We start from the raw sequence: 18,403 nt of genomic DNA, 5'->3' as shown, positions 1-18,403 counted from the left end.
ATGCCGCCGATCCCCGCCGAGGCGCTCCGCGACGCCCTCGCCCCCTGCCTGCCCTGGCTGCGGGGGGAGGCCGAGCAGCCGGCGCGTGCGGTGCTGGGCGCCGCGGTGAAGACGACGGCACGCTGGCTGGCCCAGCAGGTGCCCGGCCGCTCGGTGGAGGTGCGGGTGCCCCCGCACGTCGCCGTCCAGTGCATCGAGGGCCCGCGGCACACCCGTGGCACCCCGCCCAACGTCGTCGAGACCGACGCGGCGACGTGGCTGCGCCTGGTGAGCGGCCTGCAGAGCTGGGGCGACGCGGTGGCGGCGGGCAAGGTGGCGGCCAGCGGCAACCGGGCAGACCTGGCGGCGGTCCTGCCCCTGCGCCCCTTCCGCAGCGGCCCGCCCGGCTAGCGCTCACCCCGCCACCCCAGGCAGGGGAAGCCCTGCACCCGGGTGTGAGCTTCCCGGGTGTGTGCGGGGCTTCCCCTGCCTGGGGGTGGGGCGAGCACGGGGACGACGACGCCCCGCCCACCTCAGGGTGGACGGGGCGTCGGGTCGCGCTGCGGGGCGGGTCAGCCGCCGGTGAACAGCGGGGCCGCGGTGATGATCGTGCGGACCAGGCCGTAGGCCAGCGGGATGCTGACCAGCAGCCAGGCGACGACGATCAGCAGGGTCGGGGTGGACGACTGCGTGCGCTGGGGGGTGCTCATCGGGCGGCGCTCCTCTCCGGGGTGGCGGGGGTGGTGTCGGACTTCGGCTCGTGCCACTTGCTGGCGACCGGGGTCACGAGCAGGTTGGCCACGAACCCGACGGCGAGCAGGCCGACCATGATGAACAGGGCGATCCGGTAGTCGGCCGCGACCAGCTCACCGGGGGTGCCCTGGGTGTCGAGCACGCCGTTGACGATCAGCGGCCCGGCGACGCCGGCCGCAGCCCAGGCGGTGAGCAGCCGGCCGTGGATGGCGCCGACCTGGTAGGTGCCGAACAGGTCGCGCAGGTAGGCCGGGATCGTGGCGAACCCACCGCCGTAGAAGCTGATGATGACGGCGGCCAGGACGACGAAGAGCCAGGTGGCCGAGCTGCCGACGGTGGCCAGGGCGACGTAGAGCAGCAGCCCGACGCCGAGGTAGACCATGTAGATCGGCTTGCGACCGATCTTGTCCGAGGTCGAGGACCAGACGAACCGGCCGGCCATGTTGAACAGCGACAGCAGGCCGACGAAGCCGGCGCCGGCAGCCGCGGCGACCGTGGAGGCGTCTCCCTCGCGGAAGAAGTCCTGGATCATCGGGCTGGCCTGCTCGAGGATGCCGATGCCCGCGGTGACGTTGCAGAAGAGCACCACCCACAGGAGCCAGAACTGCCGCGTCTTGATGGCGTTGGCCGCGGACACGCTGTCGGTGGTGACCAGCGACTTCTGCTTGACCGTGGAGGGGTCGAAACCGTCGGGCTTCCAGCCCTCGGCCGGCACCCGCACGATGAACGCCCCGGCCATCATGTAGACGAGGTAGACCAGGCCGAGGGTGACGAACAGCCCGGCCACGGCGCCACCACTGGGCACGGTGGCCGCGGTGCCGTCGTAGGCGGGGTCGTACAGGCTCATCAGCTGGCGGGAGAGCGGGGTGGCGATGAGCGCACCGCCACCGAAGCCCATGATCGCCATGCCGGTGGCCAGGCCCGGGCGGTCGGGGAACCACTTGATCAGCGTGGAGACCGGGGAGATGTACCCGATGCCCAGGCCGATGCCGCCCAGGACGCCGTAGCCCAGGTAGAGCAGCCAGAGCTGGTTCGTGGCGATGCCGGCGGCGCCGACCAGGAAGCCGACGGACCAGAAGCAGGCCGCGGTGAACATGGCGGCTCGGGGGCCGTTGCGGTCCACCCACGTGCCGAAGACGGCCGCGGAGAGGCCGAGCATCACGATGGCGATCGAGAAGACGACGCCGATCGAGGTCAGGCTCGCGTCGAAGTGCTCGACCAGGGCGGTCTTGTAGACGCTCGTCGCGTACGCCTGGCCGATGCACAGGTGCACGGCGAGAGCTGCCGGTGGGATGAGCCACCGGTTGAAGCCGGGCTTGGCGACGGTCTTCTCGCGCGCCAGGAAGCTGGGAACAGCCACCGAGGGTCCTCCTGTGCCGGGGCGGTGCCCCGGGGTCTGCTGGGGGCCCGCTGTGTGACGCGGGCCATGCGGTCGCTGACGGTAGTGCGGTGTGCAACCGATCGCGCGCCCGGAGGCCCCTCTGGAGGGGTGTGGGCCGAAGTCGACGCCGGATCGTGACCTGGGGCGTCCCTGGAGCGCCTGTCGTACCCCACCCATAGGCTCCGGTGCATGCCGTACGAGGTCCAGGGCGTCGTCGCCCTCAGCAAGGGTGCCCCCGTCTCGCTGGAGACGATCCTGATCCCCGACCCGGGTCCGGGTGAGGCGATCGTGGACGTGCAGGCGTGCGGGGTCTGCCACACCGACCTGCACTACCGCGAGGGCGGGATCAACGACGAGTTCCCGTTCCTGCTCGGCCACGAGGCCGCCGGCGTGGTCTCCGCGGTCGGCGAGGGGGTGGACAACGTCGCCGTGGGCGACTTCGTGATCCTGAACTGGCGGGCGGTCTGCGGGACGTGCCGGGCGTGCGCCAAGGGCAAGCCCTGGTACTGCTTCGACACCCACAACGCCACGCAGAAGATGACGCTGGCCGACGGCACCCCGCTGTCCCCGGCGCTGGGCATCGGCGCGTTCGCCGAGAAGACCCTCGTCCACTCCGGGCAGTGCACCAAGGTCGACCCGGCCGCCTCCCCGACCGCGGCCGGCCTGCTCGGCTGCGGCGTGATGGCCGGTGTCGGTGCCGCCATCAACACCGGCGGCGTGGGCCGCGGCGACACCGTGGCCGTGTTCGGCTGCGGCGGTGTCGGTGACGCTGCGATCGCCGGCGCCCGGCTCGCCGGTGCCGCCAAGGTCATCGCCGTCGACCTCGACGACCGCAAGCTCGAGTGGGCCACGGGCATGGGCGCCACCCACACGGTCAACTCGAAGGAGACCGACCCTGTCGCCGCCATCAAGGAGCTCACCGGCGGGTTCGGCGTCGACGTCGCCATCGACGCGGTCGGGCACCCGGCGGTCTACCAGCAGGCCTTCGACGCCCGCGACCTCGCCGGCACCGTCGTCCTGGTCGGTGTGCCCAACCCGACGATGGAGATCACCTTCCCGCTGATCGAGCTCTTCGGCCGCGGCGGTGCGCTCAAGTCCTCCTGGTACGGCGACTGCCTGCCCAGCCGCGACTTCCCGATGCTCATCGACCTGTACCTGCAGGGCCGCTTCGACCTCGACGCGTTCGTGTCCGAGACGATCGCGATCGGCGACGTCGAGGCCGCGTTCGAGAAGATGCACCACGGCGACGTGCTGCGTTCGGTCGTGGTGTTCTGATGCCGGCGCGCATCGACAAGACCGTCGTCCCGGGCGTGTTCAGCCTCGACGGGCAGGACTTCGACGTCGAGAACAACGTCTGGCTGGTCGGTGACGACAGCGAGGTGCTGGTCGTCGACGCCCCGCACGACGCAGTGCCGATCCTCGAGGCGATCGGCGGCCGCACGGTCACCGCGATCGTGCTCACCCACGGGCACAACGACCACATCACCGCCGCGGTGGCCCTGCGCGAGGCCACCGGGGCCGACATCTGGTTCAACCCCCAGGACCGGATGCTGTGGGACGTCGTGCACGCCGAGGCCACCCCGGACCACGACCTGGTCGAGGGCACCTCGTTCACCGTCGCCGGGACGACGCTGACCGCGCTGCACACCCCCGGGCACTCCCCGGGCAGCACCTGCCTGCACGCCGCCGAGCTGGGCACCGTCTTCACCGGCGACACCCTGTTCTGCGGCGGGCCGGGCGCGACCGGGCGGTCCTTCAGCGACCACCCGACCATCGTGGCGAGCATCCGCGAGCGGTTGCTGACGCTGCCGGGCGACACCGTCGTCCGCACCGGGCACGGGGACGACACCACGGTGTCGGCGGAGACCGACACCATCCACTGACCGGCGGTCCCGGTCGGCAGTGGCGCGAGCCACCCGACCGGGGCTGATCAGGTCGCCGGGCGCCGGTACCCTCGTCGACGTGCCTCGCGGTGATGGACGGCTGACGCACGACCTCGATCCCCAGGACGCCGGACCCCAGGACGCCTGCGGCGTCTTCGGTGTCTGGGCGCCCGGTGAAGAGGTCGCGAAGCTCACCTACTTCGGTCTCTACGCCCTGCAGCACCGAGGCCAGGAGGCCGCCGGGATCGCGGTCTCCGACGGCGCCTCGGTGGTGGTCTACAAGGACCTCGGGCTGGTGAGCCAGGTCTTCGACGAGTCGACGCTGTCCAGCCTGCGCGGGTTCCTCGCCGTCGGCCACACCCGGTACTCCACGACCGGGGCCTCGACCTGGGAGAACGCCCAGCCGACGTTCCGCACCTCGGGCTCGGGCACCGGCATCGCGCTGTGCCACAACGGCAACCTGGTCAACACCGCCGAGCTGGCCAGCCGGGCCGCCGACGAGGGCGTCTCCGGTGCGTTCTCCTCCACCACCGACTCCGACATCGTCACCGCGCTGATCGCGGCCAAGCAGGACCTGTCGGTCGAGGCGGCGGCGATGCAGGTGCTGCCGCTGCTGCGCGGGGCGTTCAGCTTCACCTTCATGGACGAGACCACGCTCTACGCCGCCCGCGACGCCCAGGGCGTGCGGCCGCTGGTGCTCGGCCGGCTCGACCGGGGCTGGGTCGTGGCCAGCGAGACCGCGGCGCTGGACATCGTCGGCGCCTCCTACGTGCGTGAGGTGGAGCCCGGCGAGCTGATCGCCATCGACGAGGACGGCCTGCGCTCCCAGCACTTCGCGGTCGCCGAGCCCAAGGGCTGCGTCTTCGAGTACGTGTACCTCGCCCGCCCCGACACCACGATCTCCGGCCGCGGCGTGCACGCCGCCCGGGTCGAGATCGGTCGGCGGCTGGCCAAGGAGCACCCGGTCGAGGCCGACCTGGTCATCCCGGTGCCCGAGTCGGGCACCCCCGCCGCCGTCGGCTACGCCGAGGCCTCGGGCATCCCGTACGGGCTGGGCCTGGTCAAGAACTCCTACGTGGGGCGCACGTTCATCCAGCCCAGCCAGACCATCCGCCAGCTCGGGATCCGGCTCAAGCTGAACCCGCTGCGTGACGTCATCCGCGGCAAGCGCCTGGTCGTCGTCGACGACTCCATCGTGCGCGGCAACACCCAGCGCGCGCTCATCCGCATGCTGCGCGAGGCCGGCGCGGTCGAGGTGCACGTCCGGATCGCCTCGCCGCCGGTGAAGTGGCCCTGCTTCTACGGCATCGACTTCGCCAGCCGGGCCGAGCTGGTCGCCAACGGGCTGGACGTCGACGGCGTGCGGGCCTCGATCAACGCCGACTCGCTGGGCTACGTCAGCGAGGCCGGCATGATCGCCGCGACCGAGCAGCCGGCCAACCGGCTCTGCTCGGCCTGCTTCACCGGGGAGTACCCGATCCCGCTGGGGGAGCCCGAGGTGCTCGGCAAGCACGTGCTGGAGGGCATCTCCCGGCGCACGCTGTCGGTGCTCGACGACGTCGACCGTGCAGCTGCACGGGCGGTGAGCGGGTGGACCGGTCAGCAGGCCGGCAGCCCGAGCACCGCCGGCGGCGCCGACGACGCGTTGTCCCGCCCGTGACCGGGGGCTTCACCTACGCCGGGTCCGGCGTCGACATCGACGCCGGCGAGCGCGCCGTCACGCTGATGAAGAGCGCCGTGCACGCCACCAACCGGCCCGAGGTCGTGGGTGGCCTCGGCGGGTTCGCGGGGTTGTTCGCCCTGGACACCCAGAAGTACCGCAAGCCGCTGCTGGCCTCCTCCACCGACGGCGTGGGCACCAAGATCGCCCTCGCGCGGCAGCTGGACCGGCACGACACCGTGGGCATCGACCTGGTCGCCATGTGCGTCGACGACCTGGTGGCCTGCGGCGCCGAGCCGCTGTTCCTGCAGGACTACGTGGCCTGCGGGAAGGTCGTGCCCGAGCGGATCGCCGCGATCGTCACCGGCATCGCCACCGGGTGCACCCTCGCCGGGGCCTCGCTGGTCGGCGGGGAGACCGCCGAGCACGGCGACCTGATGGGCGCCGACGACTACGACCTGGCCGCCACCGCCGTCGGCGTCGTCGAGGCCGACGCGGTGCTCGGCCCCGAGCGGGTCCGGGACGGCGACGTCGTCCTCGCGATGGCGTCCTCGGGGTTCCACTCCAACGGCTACTCGCTGGTGCGTCGGGTCGTGGCCTCGGCCGGACTGGACCTGCTGAGCACCCCCGCCGGACTGGACCGGGAGCTGGGCGCCACCCTGCTGGAGCCCACCCGCGTCTACGCGCTGGACTGCCTGGCGCTGGTCGCCGAGCTCGGGGTGGACGCGGTGCACGCCTTCGCCCACATCACCGGTGGTGGCCTGGCCGGCAACGCCGCCCGCGTCGTCCCCGCCGGCCTGGAGGCCGTGCTGGACCGCTCCACGTGGGCGCTCCCGGCGCCGGTGCACCTCATGGAGTCCCACGGCGTGCCGCGCACGGAGTCCGAGCGGGCGTTCAACTGCGGCGTCGGCATGGTCGCCGCGGTCGCGCCCGACGTCGCCGACCGCGCTCTGGAGCTGCTCGCCGCCCGTGGGGTGCCCACGTGGGTGGCCGGGACGATCGGCACCCGGGCCGACGACGCGGCCCCCGCCGCCCGGCTGGTCGGTTCCTACCGCTGATCTGACGAGGACCGCGGTCCCCGGGATCGGACGGTGGACAACACGACGACACCGTCGTCCCGAGGGGCGACGGTGTCGTGAGAGTGCTGTGGTCCGGTCCTGCTGGCCGTGACGGCGCAGCGGATCAGCGACTGGCTACCCAGTCGTCGTCCGTGTCGTCGTCGGTGGCCCACCGGCCGGCGAGCTCGTCGCCGTCGTCGTCGTCCGCGGCCACCGGAGTGACGTAGGTCGACGGCTGGCCACCGAGCTCTCGCTGCAGAGCAGTGAGATCGGTGGACGGTGAGCTGTACTTGAGCTCACGGGCCACGCGTGTCTGCTTGGCCTTCGCTCGGCCGCGCCCCATGGCTCGACCCCCTCGTAACCGGAGTGCGGGCGTCCAGCTCCGGGCTTGGACGGCCCGTGTGGAGACCCCGACTGAGTTGACTGTGTCCTGGGCCGAGCTTACGACACGGATCGGGCGTCGGCACGCGTCCCCGTCCTCCGCCACCCGGACGGGCAGGTCGGGCGGGGTGTCACGGGCCGGATGGTGGTGCGTGTCTCAGCCGCGGAGGGGCAGTCGGATGCTGCTGAGCCGGCCGACCGAGGCGATCCGCTCCTCGGCGAGCCGGTCGGCGGCGACGGCCGGGGAGACCCCGTCGGCGTCGGCGGCGGCGAACACCCGCAGGGCGACGTCGAAGATCGTGGTGGCCTTGGCCTCGGCGCGGGCGAAGGAGAACCCGTGCCGCTCGTCCTCGACCTGAATCACCCCGCCGGCGTTGACGAGGTAGTCGGGGGCGTAGAGCACCCCGCGGTAGGCGAGCAGGGCGGCCGTGCCGTCGTGGGCGAGCTGGTTGTTCGCCCCGCCGCAGACCACCTCGGCGGGCAGCACGGCCACGGTCTCGTCGTCCAGGGCCCCGCCCAGGGCGCACGGTGCGTAGACGTCGTGCTGGGTGCGGACGAGCTCGGCGGTGTCGCCGACGGCCCGGACGCCGGGGTGCTTGGCCTGCAGCCGGTCCACGGCTGCGGCGTCGACGTCGGTGACGACGACCGACGCGCCGTCCTCGACCAGGGAGTCGACGAGCCAGGAGCCCACCTTGCCGACACCGGCGACCGCGACGGTCTTCCCGGCGAGGGTGGGGGAGCCCCACCGGTGCTGGGCGGCCGCCCGCATGCCCTGGAAGACGCCGAACGCGGTGAGCACCGAGGAGTCACCGCACCCGCCGTACGCCAGGGAGCGCCCGTGGGCGAAGCGGGTCTCCCGGGCGACGACGTCGAGGTCGGCGTTGTACGTGCCGACGTCGCACGCGGTGAGGTAGCGGCCGCCGAGGGCCTCGACGAACCGGCCGTAGGCCCGCAGCAGCGCCTCGGTCTTCTGCGTCCTCGGGTCGCCGATGATCACGCCCTTGCCGCCGCCGAGGTCGAGGCCGGCCAGGCTGTTCTTGTAGGCCATCGCCTTGGACAGGGCCAGCGCGTCGGTCACCGCGGCCTCCTCGGAGGCGTACGGGAAGAAGCGAGTGCCACCCAGGGCCGGACCCAGGGCGGTCGAGTAGACCGCGATCACCGCTCTCAGTCCGGACTCCTCGTCGGAGCAGAAGACGACCTGTTCGTGCCCGGAGCCCATGACGTCCACGGGCCGAGCGTAGGGAACGGGCACCCGCCCGGGGGGTCGGGCGTCCCGCTCGGGCCCCGCGTGCCGCACACTCCGTGCGGGGCCCCGTCCACCGACGTCCGTCCGACCAGGACGAGACCGGGACGCAGGACCCCCGCGGGAGCGATGGTGCGACCGCGGCACGCACACGCACCCGGAGGACTCCCATGGCTCGACCCCAGCGGCTGCTCGCCCTCGCCCTGGCAGCACCCCTGCTGCTCTCCGCCTGCTCCGGCGGCGACGACGGCGCCGCGGCCACCGGCGCGGACGGCGACAGCCTCAGCTTCGCCGTCGTCACCCACGGCTCGGCCGGGGACGCCTTCTGGGACGTCGTGCAGAACGGCGCCGTGCAGGCCGGGGAGGACCTCGGCATCGACGTGGACTACCAGTCCGACGGCGACCCGCAGCGTCAGTCCCAGCTCATCGAGGCCGCCGTCAACCAGGACGTCGACGGCATCGTGGTCTCCATGGCCAACCCGGACGCGCTGCAGAGCGCCGTCGAGGACGCCGTGGCCGCCGGGATCCCGGTCGTGACCATCAACTCCGGTGCGGCCGAGTCCGTGGAGTTCGGTGCGATCGGGCACGTCGGGCAGGACGAGACCATCGCCGGGCTCGGCGCCGGCCAGCGACTGGCCGCCGACGGCCGGACGAACGTGCTGTGCGTGGTGCACGAGGCCGGCAACATCGGTCTCGAGCAGCGGTGCGACGGTGCCTCGCAGGGCCTGGGCACCGACGTCACCACGCTGCAGGTGGACATCAACGACCTGCAGGCCGCGCAGTCGACGATCACCTCCTCGCTGCAGAGCGACCCGAGCATCGACGCGGTCCTGACGCTGAACTCCGCCGTCGCCGCGGTGGCCGCCACCGCCGCCACGGACGCCGGGAGCGAGGCCGAGATCGCCACGTTCGACCTCAACTCCGACGTCATCGCCGGCATCCAGGACGGCAGCATCTCCTTCGCCGTCGACCAGCAGCAGTACGAGCAGGGCTACCTGCCGATCGTCATGCTGCAGCTCTACGCGCAGAACCTGAACACCGTGGGTGGTGGCCAGCCGGTCCTCACCGGCCCCGGCATCGTGGACGCCGACAACGTCGACGAGATCGCCGAGCTGGCGTCCTCCGGCACCCGCTGACACCACCACCGAGCTGACACAGACGACGGAGACACCCGTGACGACGACGGACGCACCACCGAGCCGGCCCGTGGCCGACGAGCGGGTGGCCTCGGTGGGCCTGCTCAAGCGGCTGCTGGTCAAGCCCGAGCTGGGCGCGCTGGTGGGCGCCGTCGTCGTCTTCGCGTTCTTCGCCGCCCAGTCCTCGGTCTTCGTCTCCCCGGCCGGCATCGCCAACTGGCTGGACCCGGCGTCGACGCTGGGGATCATGGCCTGCGCGGTGGCGCTGCTGATGATCGGCGGGCACTTCGACCTGTCGGCCGGGGTGATGACCGGGACGTCGGCGTTGACCGTCGGCATCGTCTCGGTGCAGTTCGAGACCAGCATCTGGGTCGGGATCGCGGTCGCGCTGGTGATCACCCTGGCGGTCGGGTTCCTCAACGGGTTCCTCGTCGTCCGCACCGGGCTGCCCAGCTTCATCATCACGCTGGGCTCGTTCCTCATGCTCCAGGGCCTGAACCTGGGTCTGACCAAGCTGTTCACCGGCACGGTCAACGCCGGGGGCATCGGGGCCACCGACGGCTTCGACTCCGCCGAGGCCGTCTTCGCCTCCACCGTGACCATCGCCGGGCAGCCGTTCCGCATCGCGATCCTGTGGTGGGTGCTGTTCACCGCGCTGGCCACCTGGGTGCTGCTGAAGACCCGGTTCGGCAACTGGGTGTTCGCCACCGGTGGTGACGAGGTGGCCAGCCGCAACGTCGGCGTCCCGGCCGCCCGCACCACCATCACGCTGTTCATGACCACGGCGGCCGCGGCCTGGTTCGTCGGGGTCGTCTACGCGGTGCGCCAGACCTCGGTGCAGGCCAACGTGGGCATCGGCAACGAGCTGATCTACATCGTCGCGGCCGTCATCGGCGGGTGCCTGCTCACCGGTGGCTTCGGCTCGGCGATCGGGGCCTCGCTGGGTGCGCTGATCTTCGGCATGACCCAGCAGGGGATCGTCTACCTGCGCTACGACTCCGACTGGTTCTTCTTCTTCCTCGGCGCGATGCTGCTGCTGGCCGTGCTCACCAACCGGGCGATCCGGCGCTACGCGGAGGCCCGACGATGACCGAGACGACCGGCACGCCCCCGCTGCTCGAGCTGCGCGACATCGGCCGCGACTTCGGCTCCGTCATCGCCCTGGACGGCATCTCCACCAGCGTCCGGGCCGGTGAGGTCACCTGCGTGCTGGGGGACAACGGGGCGGGCAAGTCCACCTTGATCAAGGTGCTCTCCGGGGTCCACCAGCCCAGCCGCGGCGAGCTGCTCCTCGACGGCACCCCGGTGCGCTTCGGTGCCCCCCGCGAGGCGCTGGACGCCGGCATCGCGACGGTGTTCCAGGACCTCGCGATGATCCCGCTGATGGCGATCTGGCGGAACTTCTTCCTCGGGTCCGAGCCGACCAAGGGGTGGGGGCCCTTCCGGCGCTTCGACGCGGCGACGGCGAAGGAGACCACCCGGCGGGAGCTGCTCGCCATGGGCATCGACGTCCGGGACCCCGACCAGCCGGTCGGCACCCTGTCCGGCGGTGAGCGGCAGTCGGTGGCCATCGCCCGGGCGGTGTACTTCGGTGCCCGGGTGCTGATCCTCGACGAGCCGACGTCGGCGCTGGGGGTCAAGCAGGCCGGGGTGGTGCTGCGCTACATCGCGCAGGCCCGCGACCGTGGCCTCGGCGTCGTGTTCATCACCCACAACCCGCACCACGCCTACCCGGTGGGCGACCGGTTCGTGCTGCTCAAGCGCGGCCGCAGCCTGGGCGACTTCCGCAAGGACGAGGTCACCCGGGACGAGATCACCTCGATGATGGCCGGCGGCGCCGAGCTCGACCAGCTGGCCCACGAGCTGGAACGCCCCACCCCGCCGGTCTCCTAGCGCACCCGCGGGACCGGGTCGAGCGGCACGCCGCTCCCCTTCGAGGGATTTCTCCTCCCGAGCCCCTCAAGTCCCACCCGTCCCATGTCGATGGGGAAGAGACAGAACGGCGTGGGTTGCGATCGGCAACTGACGAGTTCCGCCGCGCTCCCGCGTGTTGCTCGTGTGACTCGTGGTGCGGGTGGGACTCTTTCGTCCCACTCGTCCATCCCTCTTCCCCAGGGAGCGACCATGTCGCAGCTGCTGCTGCTGCGTGCCCCCGGCACCCGCCGGACCCGTCCGACCCGACCCGCGACGACGCACCGCCGTCGTGCCGGGCGGACCCTGACCGGCACGCTGGTGGGCCTGCTCGCGGCTGCGCTCGTGGTCACCGGTGCCGGTCCCGCACTGGCCGTGCCGGCCCCCCCGGTCAACCCCAGCGACGCCGAGATCGGCGGCGCCCAGGCCGCCCAGGACGCCGCCGCGGCCGAGGTGGGCCGCATCGCCGGCCTGGTCGCCGCCGCGGAGTCCCAGCTCGAGCAGGTGCAGGTGCAGGCCGAGGCCGCCGGCACCGCCCTGCTGGCCGCCGAGGAGGCCCTGGCCGCCGCCCAGGCGGCCGCCGACCAGACCGCGGCCGACCTCGCCGCCGCCACCCAGACCGTCACCGACGCCCAGGGCCGGCTCAGCGACTTCTCCCGCGACAGCTACATGAACGGCGCCGCCCTCACCAGCGAGGTCGCCCTGCTCGACGCCGGCGGACCGGCCGAGCTCGTCCAGCGGGCCGCGATGCTGGACTGGGTCGCGGAGAACCAGCTCGACGTGCTGGGCGACCTCGAGGTCGCCCGGGTGCAGCAGGCCAACGCCGACTCCGCCGCCCGCGAGGCGCTCGGGGTGCAGGCCGCGGCCGAGCAGGCCGCCACCGAGGCCAAGGACGACGCCGATGCCCAGGTCGCCGACCAGACCGCGGTCTACGCCCAGGTGAGCGCCGACAAGGCCGCCTACGACTCCCAGCTGCAGGCCGCGCAGATCCAGCTGCTCTCCCTGCAGGGCGCCCGCAACGCCTACCAGGCGTGGCTGGACCAGCGTGCCGCCGAGGAGGCCGCCGCCGCGGCCGCCCAGCAGCAGGCCGCCGCGGCCGCCGCGGCTGCTGCCGCCGCTGCCCGCAGCACCCCGGCGCCGTCCTCCGGTGGCGGTGGTGGCGGTGGCGGTGGCGGTGGCGGCGCCAGCAGCGGAGGCGGTGGCTCGGTGTCCGCCGGGTCCTCGGGCTACGTCCTCCCGGCGGCCGGCCGGACCAGCAGCTGCTTCGGCAGCCGCTGGGGCACCCTGCACGGCGGCGTGGACATCGCCGCCCCGATCGGCACCCCGATCTACGCGGCCACCTCCGGCGTCGTGGCCCGGGCCGGTGCCGCCAGCGGCTTCGGCCAGGCCGTCTACATCCGTGGGGACGACGGCGCGGTGACCGTCTACGGCCACGTGAACCGGTACTTCGTCTCCGCCGGTGAGCGGGTCTCGGCCGGCGAGCAGATCGCCGAGGTCGGCAACAAGGGCCAGTCCACCGGCCCGCACCTGCACTTCGAGGTGCACCCCGGCGGCGTGATGTACGGCGGTCAGGTCAACCCGGTGCCGTGGATGGCGGCGCGTGGAGTGACCATCCGCGGCTGCTGACCGCACACGACAGCGGCCCGGCACCTCGAGGGGTGCCGGGCCGCTGTCGTGCGTGGGGTCAGGAGGTCGGTGCGGTGGTGGGCAGGTCGCAGTTGGCCTGCACGTAGGTCTGCACGTCGGTCTGGGCCGTGGCGGCCTCGCCCTGGAGCGAGCCGAGCGCGGACGTGAACGCGGCCTGGCCCTCGGCCGTGCTGAGGTCCAGGCCCTGGGTGTCGGCGACGATGCCGGCGAAGGCCTGGGTCAGCGTGTCCCACGAGCCGCTGATCTCGGCCGGGGCCTCGATCGCCGAGATCCGCTCGGAGGCCTCGGCCAGCAGGCCCGGCAGGGCAGCCGGGTCGCCCGTCGTCCCGGCGGACTCCAGGTCGGTGAAGACCTCCTGGGCCTCGGTGCAGAAGGCGTCGGCCTCGGTGTCGCCACCGCCCTCGGTGGTCTCCGGGGCGCTGGAGGTGCTGGCAGCCGAGCTGCCGGACGACGACGCGGAGGCCGCCGTCTCGTCGGTGTCCGAGCCGCCGCAGGCGGTGAGCAGCACGAGGGCCGCGGCCGCGGAGAGGCCCGAGGTCAGGGTGGTGGACAGGCGCATGCGGCGAGGGTAGGGGACCCGGGGGACCGTGCTCAGGAGGTCGGCGTCGCGCCGTCCGCGCAGTTGGTGTCGATCCAGTCACCCACCGCGGTCTCGGCGGTGGTGGCCTCCGACGTGAACGTCGGAGAACACCGCCTGGAAGGCCGACTCGCCCTCGGGGGTGGTCAGGTCGTTGGCGTTCGCCGACTCCAGCAGGGTGGCGTAGGCGTCGCGCAGGGTGCCGAAGTCGCCCTCGATGGCCGCCGGCGGGGTGAGCGTGTCGAAGCCGTCCACCACCTGCTGCAGCACCGACGGGATCGTCTCGGGGGTGGCGGACTCCAGCTGCGGTCCGACCTCGGTCAGCACGGCCTCGGCCTCGGTGCAGAAGGCGACCGACTCGTCGTCGGTCGCCGCGCTGGACTCCGCCGGGCCGGAGCTGCCGGCGGCGCTGCTGCCGGCGGAGGAGGACGCCGTGGCGTCGGAGTCCGCGCCGCCGCAGGCGGTGAGCAGGACGAGGGCGGCGGCCGCGGAGAGGCCGGAGGTGACGGTGGTGGTCAGACGCATCCGGTCAGGCTACGGAGCGGTCCGGGCTCAGCAGTTCGCCTGGCCCCAGTCGTCGACCGCCCCGCCGGCCTCGGTCAGCTCGGTGCCCAGGCTCTCCAGCTCCGGGGCGAGCGCGGTGTTCGCCGACGGGTCGGTGAGGTCGGCCTGCCCGAGGAGGTCGCGGACACCGGTCCACGCGGTGAGCAGCCGGTCCCACTCGTCGCTGACGTCGGCGGGCGGGTCGACGGCCTCCAGCCGGGGCACCGCGTCGTCCACCAGGGCCGGGCCGGACGCCGGGTCGGAGCCGTCGAAGGCGTTCAGGTCGGCGGTGACGTCGCGCAGCAGGGCCGGGACGTCGGAGCAGAAGGCGTCCATCCGCACGTCGTCCTCGCTCTGCGAGCAGCCGCTCAGCACGAGCAGGGACACCGGGAGGGCGCACAGCAGGCGCACGGGGAGACGCATGGCCTCGACCGTATCCAGGTGCCTACATTGCCCGGGTGACCGCCCCCACGGACCCCCGCCGCTCCTGGGACCTCCCCGCACCCGGGCAGCTGGCCCGCACCGCCGAGCTCGAACCGCTGGTCACCCGGGTGCTGGCGCCCAACCCGTCGCCGATGACCCTGGACGGCACGAACACCTACGTCGTCGGAGCCCCGGGCGGCGGGCAGGCGGTGCTCGTCGACCCGGGCCCGGACGACGCCGCGCACCTGGCCGCGGTCGAGGAGGTGCTGGCCGCGCGGGACGCCGAGGTCGTCGGCGTGCTCGTCACCCACCACCACGGCGACCACGCCGAGGCCGCACTGCCCTGGGCGGCCCGGTTCGGCGTCACCGTGGCGGCGTCCTCGCCCGACGTCGCCGGGCCCGCCGGCCGGCTCCTCGAGCACGGTGAGCGGGTGGAGCTGGCCGGCACCGTGCTGGACGTCGTCGGCACCCCGGGGCACTGCAGCGACCACCTGGCCTACCGGCTGGAGTCCGGCGCGGTGCTGGTCGGGGACCACGTGCTGGGCCGTGGCACCTCGGTGGTCACCCACCCCGAGGGCGACGTGCTGGCCTACCTGGACTCGCTGCGCCGGGTGCACGACCTGGGCCCCTCGGCGCTGTACTGCGGGCACGGCCCGGAGCTCACCGAGGACGTCGGCGCGGTCCTGGACTTCTACGCCGCGCACCGGGCGTACCGCGAGTGGCAGCTGGTCGACGCGCTGCTGCCCGGCCCGCAGACCGTCGACGAGCTGGTCGCCCACGTCTACGCCGCGGTGCCCCGCGAGGTCTGGCCGGCCGCGGCGCAGTCGACCCGGGCCACGCTGGCCAAGCTGTCCGCCCAGGGCCAGGTCGTCCGGGGCGCGGGGGACAGCTGGCGGGTGGCCTGAGCGGACGGGGCCTACCGTGCGGGCGTGACCGTCACCGCCGACGTCCCCCTCGTCACCGCCGCCGACAGCCTCGCCGACCAGCGACGGGTGGCCGGCTCGCTCGCCGCCCTCGGCCTGACCCGCGGCGACCGGCTGGTCGTGTCGGCCTCGGCGTCCCCGGCGCTGCTGGCCGTCGTCCTGGGCGCGTTGCGCGTGGGCGTCGTCCCGGTGGTGCTGGACCCCGCGCTGCCGGCGGCCGAGCGGGCCGACCTGGTGGCCGACGCCGACCCCGCGCTGGACGTCGGGGACGACCCGGCGCAGCTGCTCGGGGACGCCGTCGGTGACCTGGCGCCGTTCCCGCTGGCCCGGCCGATGCACTACACGTCGGGGACGACCGGACGACGCAAGGGCGTGTGGTCCGGCGTCCTGACCGACGAGGACGCCCGGGCGCTGGCCACCGAGGAGATCGACCTCTGGGGCTTCGTGCCCACCGACCGGCACCTGGTGCTCTCCCCGCTGCACCACTCGGCCCCGCTGCGGTTCGCCGCGCACACCCTGCTGGCCGGGGGAGAGGTGCTGCTGCCCGGTCCGTTCGACGCCGCCCGCGCAGCCGCGGTGATCAGCGGGCTGCGCCCGACGACGACGTTCTGCGTGCCCACCCACCTGCAGCGGCTGCTCCGCGAGGACGTCGACTGGTCCTCCTTCCGGGTGCTGGCGCACGCCGGCGCGCCCTGCCCCGAGCCGACGAAGCGGGCGGTCGTCGCGGCGCTCCCCGAGGGGGCGGTGTGGGAGTTCTACGGCTCCACCGAGGCCCAGTTCACCGTCTGCTCGGCCGCCGACTGGCTGGCCCACCCGGGCAGCGTGGGGCGGGCCCGGCCCGGCCGGAGCCTGGAGACCGACGAACGCGGGCAGCTGTGGTGCGCCGTCCCCCGCTGGGCCCGGTTCGAGTACTGGCGGGCCCCCGAGAAGACCGCCGCCGCCTGGCGCGGTGACCTCGTCACCGTCGGCGACCTCGGCCGGGTGGACGAGGACGGCACCGTGTGGCTGGACGGCCGCCGGGAGGACCTGGTCATCTCCGGCGGGGTCAACGTCTACCCGGCCGAGGTGGAGGCCGTGCTCGACGCGCACCCGGCCGTGGTGGAGTCCGCCGTCGTCGGGGTGCCCGACGACGACTGGGGCCAGCGGGTGGTCGCGGCCTACGTCGGCGACGTGCCGGCCGAGGAGCTGCGGGCCTGGGCCCGGGAGCGGCTGGCCCCGGCCAAGCGGCCCAAGTCCCTGCACCCGGTCGGCGAGCTGCCCCGCACCTCGACCGGCAAGGTCCGCCGGCTGGACCTGCCGGGCGTGCTGGGCCTGTGACCGACCGGGACGTGGTCGTGGTCGGCGCGGGGTCCGCCGGGTGCGCGTTCGCCGCCCGGCTGGTCGACGCCGGCCGTTCGGTGCTCGTGCTCGAGGCCGGCCGCGACCACCCGCAGCCCGAGGACTTCCCGGCCACGATCCGGGACGCCGCGACCATGGGCGCCGCCGTCCCCGGTCACCCGGCGAACTGGGACCTCACCGGGGAGCTCACCGACGACCTGCGCTGGCCGGTGCCCCGCGGCCGGGTGCTGGGTGGGTCCAGCGCGCTCAACGGCACCTACTTCATCCGCGCGACGAAGGAGGACCTGGACGGCTGGGCGGCCCGCGGGAACGACCTGTGGTCGCACGAGGCGGTGCTGCCCTCCTTCCGGCGCAGCGAGAGCGACCCGCTGCACGGCACCACCGGCCCGATGCCGGTCAGCCGGACGACGGCACCGCACCCGGTCAGCGACGCGTTCACCGCGGCCTGCCTGGAGCTGGGGTTCCCCGCCGAGCCGGACAAGAACGGTGACGCCCCACCCGGGGTGGGGCCGGTGCCGGTCAACGTCCGCGACGGCGTGCGGGTGAACACCGCGATGGCCTACCTCTCGCCCCGGCGCGGGCACCCCGGGCTGACGGTGCGCGGGGACAGCCCCGTCGTGCGGGTGCTGGTGGAGCGGGGCCGCGCGGTCGGGGTGCGGACGGCGGACGGCACCGAGCACCGGGCCGCCGAGGTCGTGCTGGCCTGCGGCGCCGTCGGCTCCCCGCACCTGCTGATGCTCTCGGGCATCGGTCCGGCCGGCGTTCTGCGCGCGGTGGGGGTGACCCCGCTGGTCGACCTGCCCGGGGTGGGGGCCGACTTCACCGACCACCCCGACCTCTACGTGACCTGGCAGCCCACCCGCCGGACGCCGATGCCGCGGGCGATGCTGCCGCTGACCACCGCGCTGAACACCGCGGACCACCTGGAGGTGATGCCGTGGCTCAAGCCGTTCAGCAAGGTGATGCTGTCCCGCTCCTCCGGGCACGCGCTCTCCGGGCTGACCGAGGTGCTGCGCCGACCGGCCGCGACCCTGAGGGCGTTGCGCGGCACCTCGCTGCAGCGGGTGTGGCAGCAGGCCCGCACCCGGGACGACCTGTACCTCGGCGTCGCGCTCCAGGCCGAGGACAGCCGCGGCGTGCTCACCCTGACCAGCGCCGACCCGGCGGTCCAGCCGCGCATCCGGTACCGCTACCTGAGCACCGGGACCGACCGCCGGCGGATGCGGCAGGCGGTGCGGCTGGCCGCGGAGCTGCTGCGCACCGACGCGATGGGCCCCCTGGTCGCCGGGCGCACCGACCTGCCCGGCGACGTGCTGGCCGACGACGGGGCGCTGGACGCCTGGGCCCGGTCGCACCTGGCCACGGCGATCCACCTGTCGGGCAGCGCCCGGATGGGCCCGGACACCGACCCCGGCGCGGTGGTCGACCAGCACCTGCGGGTGCGCGGCGTCGAGGGCCTGCGGGTGGTGGACACCTCGGTCATGCCCCAGGTGACCACCCGGGGCCCGGCGGCGACGGCGGTGGCGATCGGTGAACGGGCTGCCGAGCTGGTCACCGGCGGCTGACC

General features: G+C 73.8%; 18 protein-coding genes. 12 read left to right on the top strand and 6 right to left on the bottom strand.

Translation table 11 applies throughout. The features are described from left to right. Window positions 1-390, top strand: a complete 390-nt coding sequence (locus F1C76_06965; GenBank protein QNG36363.1) for a hypothetical protein — start codon at window positions 1-3, stop codon at window positions 388-390. Window positions 391-685: 295 nt separating this feature from the next. Here the strand turns inward: F1C76_06965 and F1C76_06960 are convergent, their stop codons facing one another. Next, window positions 686-2,092: an OFA family MFS transporter gene (locus tag F1C76_06960; protein QNG36362.1), complete on the bottom strand. Its 1,407-nt coding sequence runs from the start codon at window positions 2,090-2,092 to the stop codon at window positions 686-688. Window positions 2,093-2,302: 210 nt separating this feature from the next. Between F1C76_06960 and F1C76_06955 the strand changes: the two genes are divergently transcribed. The 4 genes from F1C76_06955 to F1C76_06940 all read left to right on the top strand — a co-directional run bounded on the left by F1C76_06955 (window position 2,303) and on the right by F1C76_06940 (window position 6,714). Further along, window positions 2,303-3,388 (top strand): S-(hydroxymethyl)mycothiol dehydrogenase, encoded by a 1,086-nt coding sequence (locus F1C76_06955; protein QNG36361.1) that lies wholly within the window; start codon window positions 2,303-2,305, stop codon window positions 3,386-3,388. After that, complete coding sequence (locus tag F1C76_06950) at window positions 3,388-3,996, top strand: MBL fold metallo-hydrolase (GenBank protein QNG36360.1); 609 nt, start codon at window positions 3,388-3,390, stop codon at window positions 3,994-3,996. The genes F1C76_06955 and F1C76_06950 overlap by 1 nt, the downstream gene beginning before the upstream one ends. A 79-nt stretch (window positions 3,997-4,075) precedes the next feature. Then, on the top strand, window positions 4,076-5,656 hold the full coding sequence (locus tag F1C76_06945) for an amidophosphoribosyltransferase (GenBank protein ID QNG36359.1): 1,581 nt from the start codon (window positions 4,076-4,078) through the stop codon (window positions 5,654-5,656). Further along, entirely contained in the window at window positions 5,653-6,714 is a 1,062-nt protein-coding gene (locus F1C76_06940) for a phosphoribosylformylglycinamidine cyclo-ligase (GenBank protein ID QNG36358.1), read from the top strand. The genes F1C76_06945 and F1C76_06940 overlap by 4 nt, the downstream gene beginning before the upstream one ends. A gap of 124 nt (window positions 6,715-6,838) precedes the next feature. Here the strand turns inward: F1C76_06940 and F1C76_06935 are convergent, their stop codons facing one another. Continuing rightward, window positions 6,839-7,057, bottom strand: a complete 219-nt coding sequence (locus F1C76_06935) for a DUF3073 domain-containing protein (GenBank protein ID QNG36357.1) — start codon at window positions 7,055-7,057, stop codon at window positions 6,839-6,841. 195 nt (window positions 7,058-7,252) lie between these two features. Continuing rightward, the gene (locus tag F1C76_06930) at window positions 7,253-8,314 is read right to left on the bottom strand and encodes a Glu/Leu/Phe/Val dehydrogenase (protein ID QNG39067.1); all 1,062 of its coding nucleotides are present in this window, start codon (window positions 8,312-8,314) and stop codon (window positions 7,253-7,255) included. A 194-nt stretch (window positions 8,315-8,508) separates the two neighbouring features. Here F1C76_06930 and F1C76_06925 point away from each other — a divergent pair, with 194 nt between their 5' ends. The 4 genes from F1C76_06925 to F1C76_06910 all read left to right on the top strand — a co-directional run bounded on the left by F1C76_06925 (window position 8,509) and on the right by F1C76_06910 (window position 13,011). After that, window positions 8,509-9,474, top strand: a complete 966-nt coding sequence (locus tag F1C76_06925; GenBank protein QNG36356.1) for a sugar ABC transporter substrate-binding protein — start codon at window positions 8,509-8,511, stop codon at window positions 9,472-9,474. Between the two features lie 37 nt (window positions 9,475-9,511). Continuing rightward, on the top strand, window positions 9,512-10,564 hold the full coding sequence (locus F1C76_06920; protein ID QNG36355.1) for an ABC transporter permease: 1,053 nt from the start codon (window positions 9,512-9,514) through the stop codon (window positions 10,562-10,564). Then, window positions 10,561-11,367 (top strand): sugar ABC transporter ATP-binding protein, encoded by an 807-nt coding sequence (locus F1C76_06915; protein QNG36354.1) that lies wholly within the window; start codon window positions 10,561-10,563, stop codon window positions 11,365-11,367. The genes F1C76_06920 and F1C76_06915 overlap by 4 nt, the downstream gene beginning before the upstream one ends. Before the next feature lie 231 nt (window positions 11,368-11,598). Further along, window positions 11,599-13,011, top strand: a complete 1,413-nt coding sequence (locus F1C76_06910) for a M23 family metallopeptidase (protein QNG36353.1) — start codon at window positions 11,599-11,601, stop codon at window positions 13,009-13,011. Window positions 13,012-13,069: 58 nt separating this feature from the next. On the opposite strand, the gene F1C76_06905 is transcribed toward F1C76_06910, so the two are convergent. The 3 genes from F1C76_06905 to F1C76_06895 form a co-directional block, all read right to left on the bottom strand. Continuing rightward, window positions 13,070-13,591 (bottom strand): hypothetical protein, encoded by a 522-nt coding sequence (locus F1C76_06905; GenBank protein ID QNG36352.1) that lies wholly within the window; start codon window positions 13,589-13,591, stop codon window positions 13,070-13,072. Between the two features lie 78 nt (window positions 13,592-13,669). Continuing rightward, on the bottom strand, window positions 13,670-14,134 hold the full coding sequence (locus F1C76_06900; GenBank protein QNG36351.1) for a hypothetical protein: 465 nt from the start codon (window positions 14,132-14,134) through the stop codon (window positions 13,670-13,672). A 27-nt stretch (window positions 14,135-14,161) separates the two neighbouring features. Beyond that, window positions 14,162-14,575 carry a hypothetical protein gene (locus F1C76_06895; GenBank protein ID QNG36350.1) on the bottom strand — a complete coding sequence of 138 codons (414 nt, stop codon included), beginning with the start codon at window positions 14,573-14,575 and terminating at the stop codon, window positions 14,162-14,164. A gap of 35 nt (window positions 14,576-14,610) precedes the next feature. Here F1C76_06895 and F1C76_06890 point away from each other — a divergent pair, with 35 nt between their 5' ends. From F1C76_06890 to F1C76_06880, 3 genes are read left to right on the top strand one after another with little or no spacing between them, the layout of a single operon-like run. Beyond that, on the top strand, window positions 14,611-15,480 hold the full coding sequence (locus tag F1C76_06890) for an MBL fold metallo-hydrolase (GenBank protein QNG36349.1): 870 nt from the start codon (window positions 14,611-14,613) through the stop codon (window positions 15,478-15,480). Between the two features lie 24 nt (window positions 15,481-15,504). Further along, a complete protein-coding gene (locus tag F1C76_06885) occupies window positions 15,505-16,815 on the top strand; it encodes an AMP-binding protein (protein ID QNG36348.1) in 1,311 nt (436 codons plus the stop codon). Next, window positions 16,812-18,401, top strand: a complete 1,590-nt coding sequence (locus F1C76_06880; GenBank protein ID QNG36347.1) for an NAD(P)-binding protein — start codon at window positions 16,812-16,814, stop codon at window positions 18,399-18,401. The genes F1C76_06885 and F1C76_06880 overlap by 4 nt, the downstream gene beginning before the upstream one ends. Window positions 18,402-18,403: the final 2 nt, after the last annotated feature.

Source organism: Geodermatophilaceae bacterium NBWT11 (assembly GCA_014218215.1).
Classification (GTDB): Bacteria; Actinomycetota; Actinomycetes; order Mycobacteriales; family Geodermatophilaceae; genus Klenkia.
The sequence above is the reverse complement of the archived record's forward strand: the minus strand, read 5'-3'. Positions and strand labels throughout refer to the sequence as shown.